The sequence below is a fragment of the Brachybacterium sp. AOP25-B2-12 genome, from assembly GCF_052378625.1.
GTDB lineage: Bacteria > Actinomycetota > Actinomycetes > Actinomycetales > Dermabacteraceae > Brachybacterium.
On record NZ_JBQSXW010000004.1, the window covers coordinates 1 to 13,851 of the forward strand.

Here is a 13,851-nt window from a genome sequence, read left to right on the forward strand (position 1 = left end):
GAGCATCGATCAGTGCCCTCAGAGCGGGCAACACTTCCGAAGCCCTTTCATCCCATGCGAGAAGAGGCTCGACGAGCCGCGCATCCAACAGCGGATCGTCGCGGGTTGCGACCACCCGCGCAGAGTTCTTGGTTGGAGGGTGGAGCTCGGCAAGGGATAGTCCCAGGAGGTCACGAATCCTCTGCCCGGCTGCAGGAACCGAGAGACCGACGCTCAGAGCTACGTCGCGGACGGCGAGGGCACGAGCACCCTCGGCAGGGACCTGAAGGAGTATGAGGACTCGCTCCGCGTCGACCCGCGTGCGCGTCGACGCGCACGGATGCGCGGACACAAGCGGGTCAGTGGAGGCGGCGCGCCCGGATGCGATGACGCGCGCGCCGGTTGTACTCTGGCGCATGAAGTGATCTCCGACGCGGCCTCCGCCCGGACTGCAATCCGGGATCAACGGGGGCCGCGTCCTCATGTCTACACGTCGACGCTCCAGGTTTCACGGGACACGCCGAGACCCTAATGAGGACTGCGATTTGCAGTCTGACCTGCAGGTATGTCACCGTAGAGACGACGAGAAAACGACGTCGAAACCCCACGAAGTCAGAGCAGCAACGAAGGCAATTACGGTATTACACCTGCAGATTCACACCAAGTGGTTACCTCGTTGTAGAATGCGACCAGTATGCCCCTGACCTGCAGTGATGAGATGACGAGGGTCCCTACCGCCTAATCCGTCGGTTCCCGGTTCGAGTCCGGGTGGGGGCACTGTCTGCAGCGGGGCCGTCGGGCACGTCGCTCTCATGCCACGGTCGTGGAGTACCACATCCAGCTTCCCGCGCTCCCGACGACCACGAGCACCGTGAGCACGCTGCAGCAATCGGCGCCGTCCAGCAGCCTGCCCAGGAACCGTCGGATCGGGTGCTTGCGCTCACGTGGTCTCGGCATGGGGGCACCCTCCCCCATCGTGGGCCCGGAGCGATCCGCGCGACGACGGTCGTGCGGCGTCAGCCCTCCTGGGCGACGACCACCTTCCCGACGGTCCTCCCCGTCTCGACCAGCGCGTGCGCCTCCCGCAGGGTCGCGGCGGTGATCGGCGTCAGGGTGCGGGTGAGCGTGCTCCGGAGGGTCCCGGCGTCCACGAGCTCGGCCACCGCGTCCAGGATCTCGTGCTGGCGCACGAGGTCGTCCGTGCGGTGCAGCGGGCGGGTGAACATGAACTCCCACAGCCAGGCGATGCCCTTGGACTTCAGCGGTTCGACGTCCCTGGCGCCGTCGTCGATGGCGACGATCGCGCCGAAGGGCCGCACGATCTCCGCGTACACCGGGATCTGTCCCCCGGAGTGGGCGGTGAACACCCAGTCGACCGCTTCGATGCCGAGATCCCGCAGCTGGTCCGGGAGATCCCTGTGGTGGTCCACCACATCCTCGGCGCCGAGTCCGCGGACCCATTGCTCCTTCTGTGGGTCGGAGGCGGTCGCGACGACCCGCACCCCCGGGAGCATCGCCTCGGCGAGCTGGAGGACCATGGACCCCACCCCGCCGGTGGCCCCGACCACCAGCAGCGTGCCCTCGCTCTGCGCCGTGAGCGCGAGCCGATCGAACAGCGCCTCCCAGGCGGTGATCGAGGTCAGCGGCAGGGCGGCGGCCTCGGCAGCCGTCACGGACCGGGGCCGACGACCGACGATGCGCTCATCCACCAGCTGCAGCGACTGATCCGAGCCGGGTCGATCGATCGTGCCCGCGTAGAACACCGCGTCCCCGGGACGGAAGAGCTGTGCCTCGTCCCCGACCTCTCGGACCACGCCGGCGGCGTCGAAGCCCAGCACCCGGAAGCCGTCGGCGGCGGGCGCGGACGCCCGCAGCTTCACATCCACCGGGTTCACGGACACCGCCACGACCTCGACCAGGAGGTCGCGCGGCCCGGGCGCAGGGACCTCGACGTCGCGCGTGATGATCGCGTGCTCGTCGTCGGACGGGAGGTTCTCGGCATATCCAAGGGCGCGGGAGAGAGTCATGACTCCATCGTCGCGCCGTCGTCAAGGCGACGCGGGCAACCGGCAGGCGAGGTCCGCGCTCAGTCGTTCGTGATCTCGTCGCTCGCGCCGACCGCGACCGTGTTGGGCGGCTCCTGGCCCGTGCGGCGCGCGTGCCAGCGGGCGCCGACGTAGATCGCGACACCCACGACGAGGTAGCCCCCGGCGATCAGCCAGATCCGCAGCTCCTGCTGGAACAGCAGGAAGACGCTCGCCAGCAGGGCGATGACCGGGACGATCCGCGGCACGGAGAAGTGCTTGTGGGCGACCTTGTCCTTCTTGAGCACCAGCACGCTGACGTTGGCGGAGATGAACACCAGCAGGAGCAGGAACACCGTGGTCGAGGCGAGCTCGCCGACGTTGCCGGCGAAGCTCATGCCGGCCGCGGCGATGCCGACGGCGACGATCGCGACCCACGGGGTCTGGCGGCCCGAGAGGACCTTGCCGAACACGGGGGGCAGCAGGCGCGCCTCGGCGAGGCCGTAGGTGGCGCGGCTGGCCATCATGAGGAACAGCAGGGCGCCGTTGGCGATCGCCACGAGCGCGATGATGGAGAACAGCCAGCCGGGCACGGCCACCCCCGAGGCGGTGATGATCTCCAGCAGCGGTCCGGTGGAGCCGATGAGCGTGTCGGTGGGCACGACGATCGCCGCGCCGAGCGCGATGAGCAGGTAGGCGACGCCGGCGGTGATGATCGCCCCGAAGAGGGCCCGCGGGTAGGAGCGCGTGGGGTCCTTGACCTCCTCGGCCATGTTGGCCGCGGCCTCGAACCCGAGGAAGGAGAAGAAGGCGATGATCGAGGCGGAGAAGATCCCGACGATCGGGGTGACATCCGGGGCGAACTCGAGGATCCGACCGGGGGTGCCCTCGCCGCTGCCGAACACCATGGCGGCGACCACGATGATGATCGCCAGGCCCGTCATCTCGATGAGCGTCATGGTGACGTTCGCGCTGAGCGATTCGCGCACACCGCGGATGTTGATGGCGACCAGCAGCGCGATGAAGGCGAGTGTCACGGGGACGGCAGGGATGTCGAGGATCGCCGCGAAGTAGTCGCCGGCGAAGGCGTTGGACAGGGATGCCGCGGTGGTGATGCCCGAGGCGAGCATGAGGAAGCCCACCAGGAACGTGAGGAACGGCTTGGCGAACGCCGCCTCGACGTAGCGGGCGGCGCCCCCGGCCCGGGGGTACTTGGTGATGAGCTCGGCGTAGGTGCCGGCTGTCAGCAGCGCGAGGGTCAGCGCCACCAGCAGCGGTGCCCACAGGGCGCCGCTGACGTTCGCGGCCATCTCGCCGAACAGGGTGTAGATGCCCGCGCCGAGGGTGTCCCCGACGATGAAGAAGAAGAGGAGCGTGGTGCCGACCGTCCGCTTCAGCTTGGTCGAGTGCGCGGCCGCAATTCCCCGCTGGCGGCCGTCATGGTCGAGGAGGATTCTGCTGAGGTCATGGTGGGAACACCATCTTCCGGTGCGCGGCGCCGAAGGTCGCACCCGTTGAGGACAAAGTCGTGACCGGCTGGGACGACAGTACATAACGCGGCACGGCCGGGAGCACCGTTCCCGGGAACCCGGCCGGCAGCTCACCCCTGTCGTCGCAGGTCAGCGCATGGTCAACGATTCGGTAACGGCGCCTCTCCGTCGATGCCGCCCGGTTCTCGCACGGCGCGCAGGGCAGCTCGGCGCATGCTCGTGCGAGGTCGGTCCGCAGGTGCGAGGGCTCTCAGCCCTCTCCGCGCACCGCGTCCTCGGCGTCGACCTCGGCCTTGCTGCGGGGTCGCAGGAGCGCCGGCTGCAGGTCCGTCGCGGGACCGCGGCGGTACAGGGTCGGGCGCGGACCGCCCGAGCGGCTCGCCTCCCCCGTGGTGCCCGCCGGCACCACGAACCCGTCCGTCGCGAGCACCTTGCGGGTGAAGTTCGCCCGGGCGGGCAGCAGACCCCAGACGGCTCCGTAGACGGCCCGCAGCTCGGCGATCGTGAAGGGCTCGGTGACGAAGCGCGAGGCCAGCGTCGTGTACTCGAGCTTGGCGCGCACCCGTTCGAGGGCGTCCCGCAGGATCTCCTCGTGGTCGAAGGCCAGGGCGGGAGCGTCGGGGTCGGCCAGCAGGTCATCGACGCTCCACCAGCGGGTGGCGGCGGCATCGGAGCCTGCGACGGCGTCCCCCAGCTCGGGGGCGAAGGCGAGGTGGGCCACGGAGACGACGCGCATGCGGGGATCGCGGTCCGGGGCCGAGTAGGTCGCGAGCTGCTCGAGGTGGAAGTCCTCGGCGTCGACCCCGGTCTCCTCCGCGAGCTCCCGGACGGCCGCGGCGTGCGCGTCCTCGTCGATCTCCACGAAGCCGCCGGGCAGGGCCCACGACCCCGCGTACGGATCCTTCCTGCGCTCGACGAGGAGGACCCGCAGGGCCCCGTCCCGGATGGTCATGATGACGATGTCCGCGGTGACGGCGAACGGGGGGTGCGCGCCGGGGTCGTATCCCTCGGGTGCCTGCTTGCCTGCCATGATCACTCCTCCTCGTCGTCCCGGCCGGCGGTGCCGGCGGGCTGCTCGATGATCTCGATCCCGTCGGCGCGCAGGCGCGCACCGAGCTCCTCCGCGCCGGTCGGGTCGACCGCCGCGGTGAGGCCCCGCAGGATCCGCACACGGGGTCCGAGCGGGAGCAGGTCCCGGGCGGTCGCGGCGACGCAGTGGTCGTAGGCCAGTCCCACCACGTCGGCCCGTTCGAAGGCGCCGTCGGCCACCACATCGGCGAAGGGCTCGCCCGACTCCCCCGTCGCCGGGTCCCCGGTCGCGCCCTCGACCGCGCTGTACGACGGCAGGCCGTACCCCTTGCGAACCCTGAGCACCGGCGGAGCGTCCGCGCGCCGTGCGAGGCGATCCAGGGCCGCGATGATCTCGGGGCGCAGCGCGGCGCCCGGGGTGCCCGCGACGCAGTGCACGGGCCAGTTGTCCACGAAATCGGGCGTCGCGGAGAAATGCCCGCCGTTGTCGGTGTCGGGGCGGTGGTGGTCCTGGGACACCGCGATGAGGCGGTAGTCGGCAGCGTGCGCGTCGAGGAAGGCGCCGATGTCGTGCGCGACGGCCGCGCCGCCGTCGACACCGAGGGCCCCGCCCTCGCAGAAGTCCTCCTGCACGTCCACGACCACCAGCAGATCCCTCATGACGTCCACTCCTCGCTGTGCCGGTACGGATCTCCGTGGGCGATCTTGCGCGCCTCGACGGGAAGCTGTTCCAGGGACCGGGCGGCGTGCGTCCGGGCCTCCTGCGTGCCATGGCCGGAGGTCGTCCGCACGCCGTCCTGGACCAGCACCGTCTGTGCGGGCGAGGCGCCGACCGGGACGGTGCCGTCGAGCGTCCAGACCTCGCGCCCGTCCTCGAAGCGCGAGAGCGTCTTGGCGCCGCCCACCGAGGTCTTGGAGCTGGAGCGCTTGGCCACCGCGCGCATCGCGCCGTCGTCCCCGGCGATCGCGACGAGCTTGTAGACCATTCCGGCAGTCGGCGCGCCCGAGCCCGTGGCGACGCGGGTCCCCACGCCGTACCGGTCGATGGGGGCGCCCTGCAGCTCCTCGAGCAGATACTCGTCGAGGTCGCTGGTCACCGAGATCCCGGTGCGCGTCGCGCCGAGCTCGTCGAGCAGGTCGCGGGCCTTCCGGGACTCGACGAGCAGGTCGCCGGAGTCGATCCGGATCCCGCCCAGCTCGGGGCCGGCGACCTCGACGGCGGTGCGGATGCCCTGGGCGATGTCGTAGGTGTCCACGAGGATCGTCGTCGAGGGGCCCGACTGGGCGATCTGCGCGGCGAAGGCCTCGGCCTCCGAGGCGCGCGCGAGCACCGAGGCGTGCGCGGCGGTCCCGGCGACAGGGACCCCGAACTCGCGGCCGGCGGCGAGGTTGGAGGTGGTTGCGAAGCCCGCGACATAGGCGGCGCGGGCGGCGGCGACGGCGGCGCGCTCGTGGACCCGGCGCGAGCCCATCTCGATGAGGGGCCGGTCCCGGGCGGCGATCACCATCCGCGCCGCGGCGCTCGCGATCGCGGTGTCGTGGTTGAGCACGGACAGGACCAGGGTCTCCAGGATCAGCGCCTCTCCGAACGTCCCCTCCACCGACAGGACGGGCGTCCCGGGCCAGTACACCGACCCCTCCGGCAGCGCCCGCACCGTGCCGGTGAAACGGAAGTCCGCGAGATGGTCCGCGGTCCGGTCGGAGACGACTTGATGATCGCGCAGGAAGGCCACGTCCGCGTCGTCGAAGCGGAAGTCCTCGAGCAGCTGCGCGAACCGACCCGTCCCGGCGAGGAGACCGAAGCGGCGCCCCGGCGGCAGACGCCGGGAGAACGCCTCGAAGACGGCGGGGCGCGCGGCGGTGCCGTCGGCCAGTGCGGCGTCGAGCATCGACAGCTCGTACATGTCGGTCAGCAGCGCGGTCGTCATGAGCGCCTCCCTGGTTGGTGTCACAGTGACGCTAACACGGGACGGAGCGGTTGACCATGGGCATCCGGACCCTGCCCCTCCTCCGGCCGCGGGCCGAGCGCCGATAGGCTGGCGCGGTGAGCACCACGACAACTCCCCATGGCAACGGCAGCGACAGGATCATCTGGGTCGACTGCGAGATGACCGGCCTCGACAAGAGCGATGACGCCCTCGTCGAGATCGCGGTCCTGGTCACCGACGGCGATCTGAACATCCTCGGAGAGGGCGTCGACGTCGTCATCTCCCCACCCGAGTCCGCTCTGCGCGGCATGAACGACTTCGTGCGCACGATGCACACCACCTCCGGGCTCCTCGAGGAGCTCGCCGACGGCCTGACCCTCGAGGCCGCGCAGGAGGAGTGCCTCGCCTACGTGCGTCAGCACTGCCCCGAGCCGGGCAAGGCCCCGCTGGCCGGCAACAGCGTGGGCACCGATCGCGCCTTCCTCGAGAAGGACGTGCCGGAGTTCGCCGACTGGCTCTCCTACCGCACGATCGACGTCTCGAGCCTGAAGGAGCTGGCCAAGCGCTGGTTCCCGCGCGTCTTCCACAACACCCCCGCCAAGCATGGCGGCCATCGCGCGCTCGCGGACATCCGCGAGTCGATCCAGGAGCTCAAGTTCTACCGCGCGACCCTGTTCGTGGCCGAACCCGGCCCCACCGCCGACGAGGTCCGCACGGCGGCGCGCTCCTTCGAGATCACCGCCGACGGCGGGCCCGTCCACGCCCAGGAGCTTCCGGCCGCGCATCCGGCCGTGCCGTGGCTGGACACCCGCGTCCACCGCAGCTGGCTCGAGGGCGAGGGCGACGACCTGCTCGTCTTCGGCTCGGAGTCGGTGCGCGACGACGGCGGCTTCGCCTGGCTCGACGAGCTGGGCGCCCCGGACCTCTCGCGCCCCGCGGAGCTGTGGATCACCTGCCGGATGACGCACTGCTTCTCGCTGGGCCACCTGCTGGGGCGTCCCGACTTCGGGCGCTTCGCCGATCACGGCATCGCGTCCCTGCGCGGCGTGTTCCGGGACGCGGTGCACGGCGGCTGGTTCTCCGCCGTGGCCGACGGTGAGCCCACCGACGACTCCAAGCAGGCGTACGCCCATGCCTTCGTCGTGCTCGCGGCGGCCTCGGCCACCGCCGCCGGGCGCTCCGGCGCCGCAGGCCTGCTCGACGAGGCCCTCGCGGTGCTCGACGAGAAGTTCTTCGACGCCGAGGCGGGCCTGAGCGTCGACGTGTACGACCGCTCGTTCACCGAGCTCGAGGACTACCGCGGCATCAACGCCAACATGCACACCGTCGAGGCCCTGCTCGCTGCCGCGGACGTCACGGGACAGCGGCGCTGGCTGGACCGCGCGGTCGGGATCATGACGCGCGCGATCGACGAGTTCGCCCGCGCCAACGACTGGGCACTCCCGGAGCACTTCGACGCCGCGTGGAACCCCCTGCTGGACTACAACCGCGACGAGCCCAACCATCCGTTCCGCCCCTACGGCGCGACCGTGGGCCACTGGATCGAGTGGGCGCGCCTGGTGCTCGAGGGCCGGGCGGCCCTCCTCGCCCTGGACGGCACCGCACCGGAGTGGATGCTCGAGGCCGCGACCGCGCTCATGGACAAGGCCGCCGGCACCTGGGGCATCGACGGCGAGCCCGGTTTCGTCTACACGGTGGACTGGGACGGCGCGCCCGTCGCGCACGAGCGCATGCACTGGGTGGCCGCCGAGGCCGTGGCTGCCGCGGCGACCCTGTACCGCGTGACCGGCCAGAGGATCTGGGCGGACCGCTACCAGCAGTGGTGGGAGTACGTCTCCACCTATCTGCTGGATGCCGAGAACGGCTCGTGGTTCCACGAGCTCGACCGCGAGAACCAGGTCCAGGGCGTGACCTGGCCGGGCAAGCCCGACGTCTACCACGCCTTCCAGGCCACACTGTTCCCGCGCCTGCCCGTCACCCCGACGCTCGCCGCGGCGCTGCGGGACGGCCTGCTCGACAGCGACCTGCGCTGAGCCACGCGGGGTCGGCGCACTCCGCGCGGGCCCCGCGACCGCTCAGCCCGCAGCGACAGCTCTGCACCCCATGGGTGCTCAGCCCTCTGCGTCCGCGATCGCCCGCTCCAGGCGCTCGACCTTCCCGTCGATCTCCCCGTCATGCCCCGGACGGATGTCGGCCTTGATGACCAGGGAGACGCGCGAGCCGAACGGCAGCACGGCCTCCGTCGCCCGCTTGACGACGTCGAACACCTCGTCCCAGCTGCCCTCGATCTCGGTGAACATGCTCGAGGTGCGGTGGGGCAGCCCCGATGCGCGGACCACCCTGACGGCGGCGGCCACGGCATCGTGGACGGAGGCATCGGCACGGCCGGTGCCGGAGGGGGCGACGGAGAAGGCGAGAAGCATGGGGTCCTCCTGAGGACGGGGCAGGGCGGGCGAGCCGCGGCGGACGGTCCGGGCGAGCCGGACGGTGGTCCCACCATCGTCCTCCGCCGCGCCCGATGCAACGCGTGTCACAGGCGAGAGCGATCGTGACGGCGCGGATCCGCGCAGCGGACCGGTATGCTGGTCTCTCGTTGCGGTGCACGCGCCGCACATGGTGGTCGTAGCTCAGTTGGTAGAGCTCCTGGTTGTGGTCCAGGCGGTCGCGGGTTCAAGCCCCGTCGATCACCCCGAAGGAACGTCCGGCTCGCGCGTCGAGTCGCCGGACATGATGGGCCCCGGTACCTGTACCGGGGCCCATCGCCGTTCGTGGACCTCGTTCCCGTGACCACGTCCCCGAGCCGACGGAGACCCCGATGCCCCTGCCCAGGCCCAGCCGCCGCACGGTCGGCACGAGCGGTGGGGTCGCCGTGCTCGCCGCGACGCTGGCGGCCTGCACCGACGCGGACGATGCGCCCGGACCCGAGGACGGAGACGCCCCGACGGACCGGCTCCGTCCTCTGTACCACTACGCCCCCTCACGTGGGCGCCTCGCCGATCCCAACGGGCTCGTACTGCTGGCCGGCGAATACCACCTCTTCCACCAGCAGGACGGCACCTGGGCGCACGCCGTGGCCCCGGACCTCGTGCGCTGGACGGAGCGTCCCACCGCGCTCGAGCACGACGCGCTGGGACAGGCCTCTCGGGCAGCGCCGTCGTGGACGCGGACGACACATCGGGACTCGTCGGCGACAGCGGGGAAGGGCTCGTGGCGATCTACACGAGCACCGAGGGCGGGGAATCCCAGAGCCTGGCCACGAGCACCGATCGTGGTCGGACCTTCGCACGGTACGCCGGCAACCCCGTGCTGCCCGGCGAGGGGCGCGAGGACTTCCGCGACCCCAAGGTGTTCCGGCATCCGGAGACCGAGGCACGGGTGATGGTGGTCTCGCTCGGTCGGAGCGTCGGGATCTTCCGGTCCCCGGACCTCCTGACGTGGGACCTCGCCTCGGAGTTCGGCGACGGCCACGGTCTGCACTCGGCCGTCTGGGAGTGCCCGGACCTCTTCCCCCTCCCCCTCGACGGGGACCCGTCGCAGATGCTCTGGGTGCTCTCCGTGAGCGGCGGGGACAGCGAGGAGACCGGAGGGTCCACCGCGCAGTACGTCGTCGGGGAGTTCGACGGCCACGGCTTCGAGCCCGTTACCCCTCCGGAGCTCGTCCGGATCACCGATGCGGGACAGGACTTCTACGCCGCACAGACCTTCTCCGGTCTCCCGGACGGCCGCCGCGTCTGGATGGGCTGGGTGGGCAACTGGCGCCATCCCTGCTCCGCGCCGACCCAGGGCTGGACGAACCATCTCAGCGTCCCCCGCGAGCTGTCGCTGCGGACGCACGAGGACGGCCCCGTGCTGGCCCAGCGCCCCGTGGTCGAGCTCGACGCGCTCCGCGAGAGGCCGATCGTCGTGCGGGACGTCCAGGTCGAGGGCGTGATCGCCCTGGACGTGCGGGGCCGCAGCATCGATCTCGAGGCGGAGCTCGACCTCGGCGGGGCCACGCGGGCGGGACTGCGCCTCCTCATGGGAAGCGCCTCGGGCCAGGAGCACTGGTTCGACGTGGGCGTCGATGCCACGACGCACGAGGTGTTCCTGGACCGCACCCACGCGGGGGTCGAGACGCTCCGGGTCCCCGAGCGGGAGGAGGACGTGGAGTTCGCGGTGCGCCGCTCAGGACCACGTCTCGGACGGGGCGGCGTCGCCACGCTCCGCGTCCTGCTCGACGAGTCCTCGGTCGAGGTGTTCGTCGACGACGGGCTCACCACCGCCACCATGCTCGTCTACCCGCACGACGGGGACGACGGGATCGGTCTGTTCGCCGAGGGCGGCACCGCGACGCTCCTCTCCCTCACGGTGTCCCCGATGCGCCCCCTGACGTGATGCCGCCGCGGATCGGGGGCGGCGCGACCACCCGGTCCACCGCCCTGGCCCCGTCCAGGCCCGGGCCCCATGATGGAGGCATGACCACGACACGACGCATCCTCATCACCGGCGCGACCGGCGGCGTGGGCCTGGCCCTCGTCGACGCGCTCGCGGGCGAGTACGACATCGTCCAGCACGGACGGACCCCCAGGACCCCCGAGCAGGAGAAGGTCCTGCGCAAGGCGGACCTCGGCGACTACGCCCAGGTCCTCGGCCTCATGGACGGCGTGGACACCGTCGTCCATCTGGCCGGCGCCGCCTCCCCCGAGTCGGAGTGGGACGACGTCCTGCAGGCCAACATCGTCGGCACCCGCAATGTGCTCGAGGCCGCGCGGGAGGCGGGCGTGCGCCGCGTCGTCTACGCCTCCTCCAACCACGCCATGGGCATGTACGACCGCGACGAGGAGTGGCCCGTCTACGCGACGGACCTGCAGCGCGGCGACTCGCTGTACGGGGTCTCCAAGATCTTCGGCGAGGCCCTCGGGCGCTACTACCACGACGCCTTCGGCCTGGACTTCATCGCCCTGCGGATCGGGTGGATGAGCGAGGATCCGCTCGAGTCCGACGTCGACCTGCTCCATGCCATGTGGCTGTCCCCGGCCGATGCCGTCCGCGCCGTGCGCAGCGCGATCGAGGCGGAGGTGACCTTCGGCCTCTACTACGCGATCTCGGACAACCCCAACCGTCGATGGGACATCACCGACACCATGCTGGATCTCGGCTACCGGCCGCAGGACTCGTGGACCGAGGCCTCGGGCACCGCCGAGACGGTCGTCGAGGGCGGGCAGGATGCGCCGGACGAATGGCCGGCCGGGTCCTGAGGGCGCTCAGGCGGGGCTCGCGGGGGCCAGCCAGTTCATGAGCTGCGTGAGCAGGAGGCGGTGCTCCTCGCTCTCGTAGGAGCGTGCGTCGTGACCCAGGGCGTCGTAGGCGCACCGCGGCCCGTCGCTCTCACGCACCCACACCGAGGGCGCCGCCCCGCCGTTCTCGTCCTGGTGGGTGTACAGCACGTGGTTGCCCGGGAACGTGCGCAGGCCCAGGTACCGCTCGTCGTCGAGGGTGAAGTCGTCGATGCCGTCGGTGACGCCGGGCAGCACCGAGGCGCGCGAGACGGTCATGTCGCTGCGGGGAGGGTGCCCGCTCACACCGGGGACCCAACGTCCGCCGATCGCCGGTCCCCAGGTGCGGGAGTCGGTGAAGGCGTTGGCCGCGGAGTGGAGGGCCAGCACCGGCGTGCGCGAGAGGATGCGGCTCAGACCGTAGAGCGCAGCTTCTGCCTGGTCCGGATCCTCAGGGTCGTCGGGGCGCCCCAGGTTCGCGATGACGAGCTCGGGCAGGGGCGCTGTCCTCGCGTGGACGAGCGCGGCGTCGACATCGGTGACGATCTCGGTGGTGAATCCCGCGCGCACGGCGATCCCCGCGAGGAGGCGGCTGGTCTCCTGATACGGATGCCACGGGTCCGCGTACCGCCCGTGACCGCTCAGGATCACCGCGTGTCTGATCGCGAATCTGATGTCTGCCCCCTGGTGTCGGTGCCGATGCCGCGCCGTGCGCGGTCGGCCCCGGTCGTGGACCTCGGTTCTGGGACGTCGCCGCAAGCGCGTGCCGAACGATCATCGTCCCGGGTGCCTTCGTGCGCTCGTTCCCGATCCATCACCTTAGCGACGATGCCGACATTCGGCGCACCATCGCACGATGCGTCGCGCACGAAATCCTGACGAACGACATCACCTGCGTGATGCATCGGACACGAATTGCTCGCCGCCGCGTCACATTCGCGACCATCCCGGGGTCGAGGGCCCGATGGTGGGTCGCCACCCGGTCTCGGACATGAAGCGCACCGAGGAGACCCTCAGAGAACGCCGCTGGACGTCCAGGCGCGGGCCGACGATGGCCTGGGCGATCTCGGGGATGAACTTCGCCGGGCCCGCGGCCTTGGCCTCCCGGCCGAGGTCCTTGGCCCACCGCTCGCGGAGCACGGGCTCACCGCCGACGTTGTAGAACCCGGACCCGGCGCGCAGCGCCGAGACGAAGGCGCGTCCCGCGTCCCGGTCGTGGAGCAGGGTGATGTAGCTGTCCGGGCGACCCAGCAGCACGGCGTGTCCCTCGCGCGCCGCCCTGAGGGCGAACGTCGTCTGGGGATCGCGTCCGAACAGCTGCCCGAGCCGCAGGATCACGGTGCTGCGGCCCTCCGTCGCGAAGTCGACCGCGGCGCGCATCTCCCGCACCCGGGGGCGGAACGCGGCGTGCCGCACGGCCAGCGGCTCGTCCTCCCCGATCCATTCGGCACCGTTGTCGGGGTACAGGTAGACCGTGGACTCCTGGATGAGCTTGCGGACGCCGGCGCGCCGGGCACCCTCGGCGATGGCCGCCGAGGCCTCGAGGTGGAGCTTGTCGTCCTCGCGCCACGCGAGCGGGCGCATCGCCGTCATGTCGGCGGGCACGTGGGCCAGGGTGTTGATGACGACGTCGTGCGCGCGGAAGGTGCGCGCGAGGTCGTCGGCGTCGAACACGTCGGCGACGCTCCCCCGGGCCCCGCGTCCCTCGATGATCGGGATGCCCCGATCCCGACGGGTGACCCCCGTGACGTCGTGACCGGCCGCGACCAGAGCGGCGACGGCCTCCTGGCCCAGCACCCCGGTGGCGCCCGTGACCGCGATCTTCACCCTCGACCTCCCGCTCGATGTGGGACCTGTGCCCGGCGTCCCCGAGCTGGTCGGCGGTCGCGGAGCACGGTCCGTCCGAGCACCGAGTCTAGGCGATCACCCCTGGTTGTCTGCTGTCTCACAGCTGACCGGCGGCGATTTCGCACCCCCCGTCGACCCGTGTATTGTCATCACCCGTCGGCGCCATTAGCTCAGTTGGTTAGAGCAGCTGACTCTTAATCAGCGGGTCCGGGGTTCGAATCCCTGATGGCGCACCCGATGACCGGAACCCCCGTCGCAGCAGCGGCGGGGGTTCTGTCGTTCCCGGGCGCGGGACCTG

12 protein-coding genes, 2 tRNA genes and 1 pseudogene are annotated in these 13,851 nt (G+C 71.2%); 6 read left to right on the plus strand and 9 right to left on the minus strand.

Annotated features, from left to right (window positions below):
- Positions 1 to 789 precede the first annotated feature (789 nt).
- The 6 genes from ACT3TZ_RS03925 to ACT3TZ_RS03950 all read right to left on the minus strand — a co-directional run bounded on the left by ACT3TZ_RS03925 (position 790) and on the right by ACT3TZ_RS03950 (position 6,450).
- Positions 790 to 936, minus strand: a complete 147-nt coding sequence (locus ACT3TZ_RS03925; RefSeq protein WP_444582090.1) for a hypothetical protein — start codon at positions 934 to 936, stop codon at positions 790 to 792.
- A gap of 59 nt (positions 937 to 995) precedes the next feature.
- A complete protein-coding gene (locus ACT3TZ_RS03930; protein ID WP_444582091.1) occupies positions 996 to 2,006 on the minus strand; it encodes a zinc-binding alcohol dehydrogenase family protein in 1,011 nt (336 codons plus the stop codon).
- A 59-nt stretch (positions 2,007 to 2,065) separates the two neighbouring features.
- A complete protein-coding gene (locus tag ACT3TZ_RS03935; RefSeq protein ID WP_444582283.1) occupies positions 2,066 to 3,424 on the minus strand; it encodes an APC family permease in 1,359 nt (452 codons plus the stop codon).
- Between the two features lie 319 nt (positions 3,425 to 3,743).
- Entirely contained in the window at positions 3,744 to 4,523 is a 780-nt protein-coding gene (locus ACT3TZ_RS03940) for an NUDIX hydrolase (RefSeq protein ID WP_444582092.1), read from the minus strand.
- Positions 4,524 to 4,525: 2 nt separating this feature from the next.
- A complete protein-coding gene (locus ACT3TZ_RS03945; protein ID WP_444582093.1) occupies positions 4,526 to 5,182 on the minus strand; it encodes an isochorismatase family protein in 657 nt (218 codons plus the stop codon).
- A complete protein-coding gene (locus ACT3TZ_RS03950; RefSeq protein WP_444582094.1) occupies positions 5,179 to 6,450 on the minus strand; it encodes a nicotinate phosphoribosyltransferase in 1,272 nt (423 codons plus the stop codon). Before ACT3TZ_RS03950 ends, ACT3TZ_RS03945 begins: the two co-directional genes overlap by 4 nt.
- Before the next feature lie 179 nt (positions 6,451 to 6,629).
- On the opposite strand from ACT3TZ_RS03950, the gene orn reads away from it, so the two are divergent.
- A complete protein-coding gene (orn, locus tag ACT3TZ_RS03955) occupies positions 6,630 to 8,483 on the plus strand; it encodes an oligoribonuclease (RefSeq protein ID WP_444582284.1) in 1,854 nt (617 codons plus the stop codon).
- A gap of 78 nt (positions 8,484 to 8,561) precedes the next feature.
- On the opposite strand, the gene ACT3TZ_RS03960 is transcribed toward orn, so the two are convergent.
- On the minus strand, positions 8,562 to 8,873 hold the full coding sequence (locus tag ACT3TZ_RS03960) for a thiamine-binding protein (RefSeq protein WP_444582095.1): 312 nt from the start codon (positions 8,871 to 8,873) through the stop codon (positions 8,562 to 8,564).
- A 193-nt stretch (positions 8,874 to 9,066) separates the two neighbouring features.
- Here ACT3TZ_RS03960 and ACT3TZ_RS03965 point away from each other — a divergent pair.
- The 4 genes and pseudogenes from ACT3TZ_RS03965 (at position 9,067) to ACT3TZ_RS03980 (ending at position 11,687) form a co-directional block, all read left to right on the plus strand.
- Positions 9,067 to 9,139, plus strand: a tRNA-His gene (locus tag ACT3TZ_RS03965).
- Between the two features lie 126 nt (positions 9,140 to 9,265).
- A pseudogene (locus ACT3TZ_RS03970) lies at positions 9,266 to 9,523 on the plus strand (hypothetical protein); the annotation flags it as partial.
- Between the two features lie 83 nt (positions 9,524 to 9,606).
- Positions 9,607 to 10,824 carry a glycoside hydrolase family 32 protein gene (locus tag ACT3TZ_RS03975; RefSeq protein WP_444582096.1) on the plus strand — a complete coding sequence of 406 codons (1,218 nt, stop codon included), beginning with the start codon at positions 9,607 to 9,609 and terminating at the stop codon, positions 10,822 to 10,824.
- Between the two features lie 80 nt (positions 10,825 to 10,904).
- Positions 10,905 to 11,687, plus strand: coding sequence for an NAD-dependent epimerase/dehydratase family protein (locus ACT3TZ_RS03980; protein ID WP_444582097.1), 783 nt, complete (start codon positions 10,905 to 10,907; stop codon positions 11,685 to 11,687).
- A 6-nt stretch (positions 11,688 to 11,693) separates the two neighbouring features.
- Here ACT3TZ_RS03980 and ACT3TZ_RS03985 read toward each other — a convergent pair whose 3' ends face one another.
- Both ACT3TZ_RS03985 and ACT3TZ_RS03990 read right to left on the minus strand, forming a co-directional pair.
- Positions 11,694 to 12,356 carry a ThuA domain-containing protein gene (locus ACT3TZ_RS03985; protein WP_444582098.1) on the minus strand — a complete coding sequence of 221 codons (663 nt, stop codon included), beginning with the start codon at positions 12,354 to 12,356 and terminating at the stop codon, positions 11,694 to 11,696.
- 279 nt (positions 12,357 to 12,635) lie between these two features.
- Positions 12,636 to 13,532 carry an NAD-dependent epimerase/dehydratase family protein gene (locus ACT3TZ_RS03990; RefSeq protein ID WP_444582099.1) on the minus strand — a complete coding sequence of 299 codons (897 nt, stop codon included), beginning with the start codon at positions 13,530 to 13,532 and terminating at the stop codon, positions 12,636 to 12,638.
- Positions 13,533 to 13,712: 180 nt separating this feature from the next.
- Between ACT3TZ_RS03990 and ACT3TZ_RS03995 the strand changes: the two genes are divergently transcribed.
- Positions 13,713 to 13,786 (plus strand) — tRNA-Lys (locus ACT3TZ_RS03995).
- Positions 13,787 to 13,851 lie beyond the last annotated feature (65 nt).

Coding starts and splice junctions, on each gene's coding strand:
- ACT3TZ_RS03925 (WP_444582090.1), bottom strand. CDS start 936: ATGCCGAGACCACGTGAGCGCAAGCACCCGATCCGACGGTTCCTGGGC.
- ACT3TZ_RS03930 (WP_444582091.1), bottom strand. CDS start 2,006: ATGACTCTCTCCCGCGCCCTTGGATATGCCGAGAACCTCCCGTCCGAC.
- ACT3TZ_RS03940 (WP_444582092.1), bottom strand. CDS start 4,523: ATGGCAGGCAAGCAGGCACCCGAGGGATACGACCCCGGCGCGCACCCC.
- ACT3TZ_RS03945 (WP_444582093.1), bottom strand. CDS start 5,182: ATGAGGGATCTGCTGGTGGTCGTGGACGTGCAGGAGGACTTCTGCGAG.
- ACT3TZ_RS03950 (WP_444582094.1), bottom strand. CDS start 6,450: ATGACGACCGCGCTGCTGACCGACATGTACGAGCTGTCGATGCTCGAC.
- orn (WP_444582284.1), top strand. CDS start 6,630: ATGACCGGCCTCGACAAGAGCGATGACGCCCTCGTCGAGATCGCGGTC.
- ACT3TZ_RS03960 (WP_444582095.1), bottom strand. CDS start 8,873: ATGCTTCTCGCCTTCTCCGTCGCCCCCTCCGGCACCGGCCGTGCCGAT.
- ACT3TZ_RS03980 (WP_444582097.1), top strand. CDS start 10,905: ATGACCACGACACGACGCATCCTCATCACCGGCGCGACCGGCGGCGTG.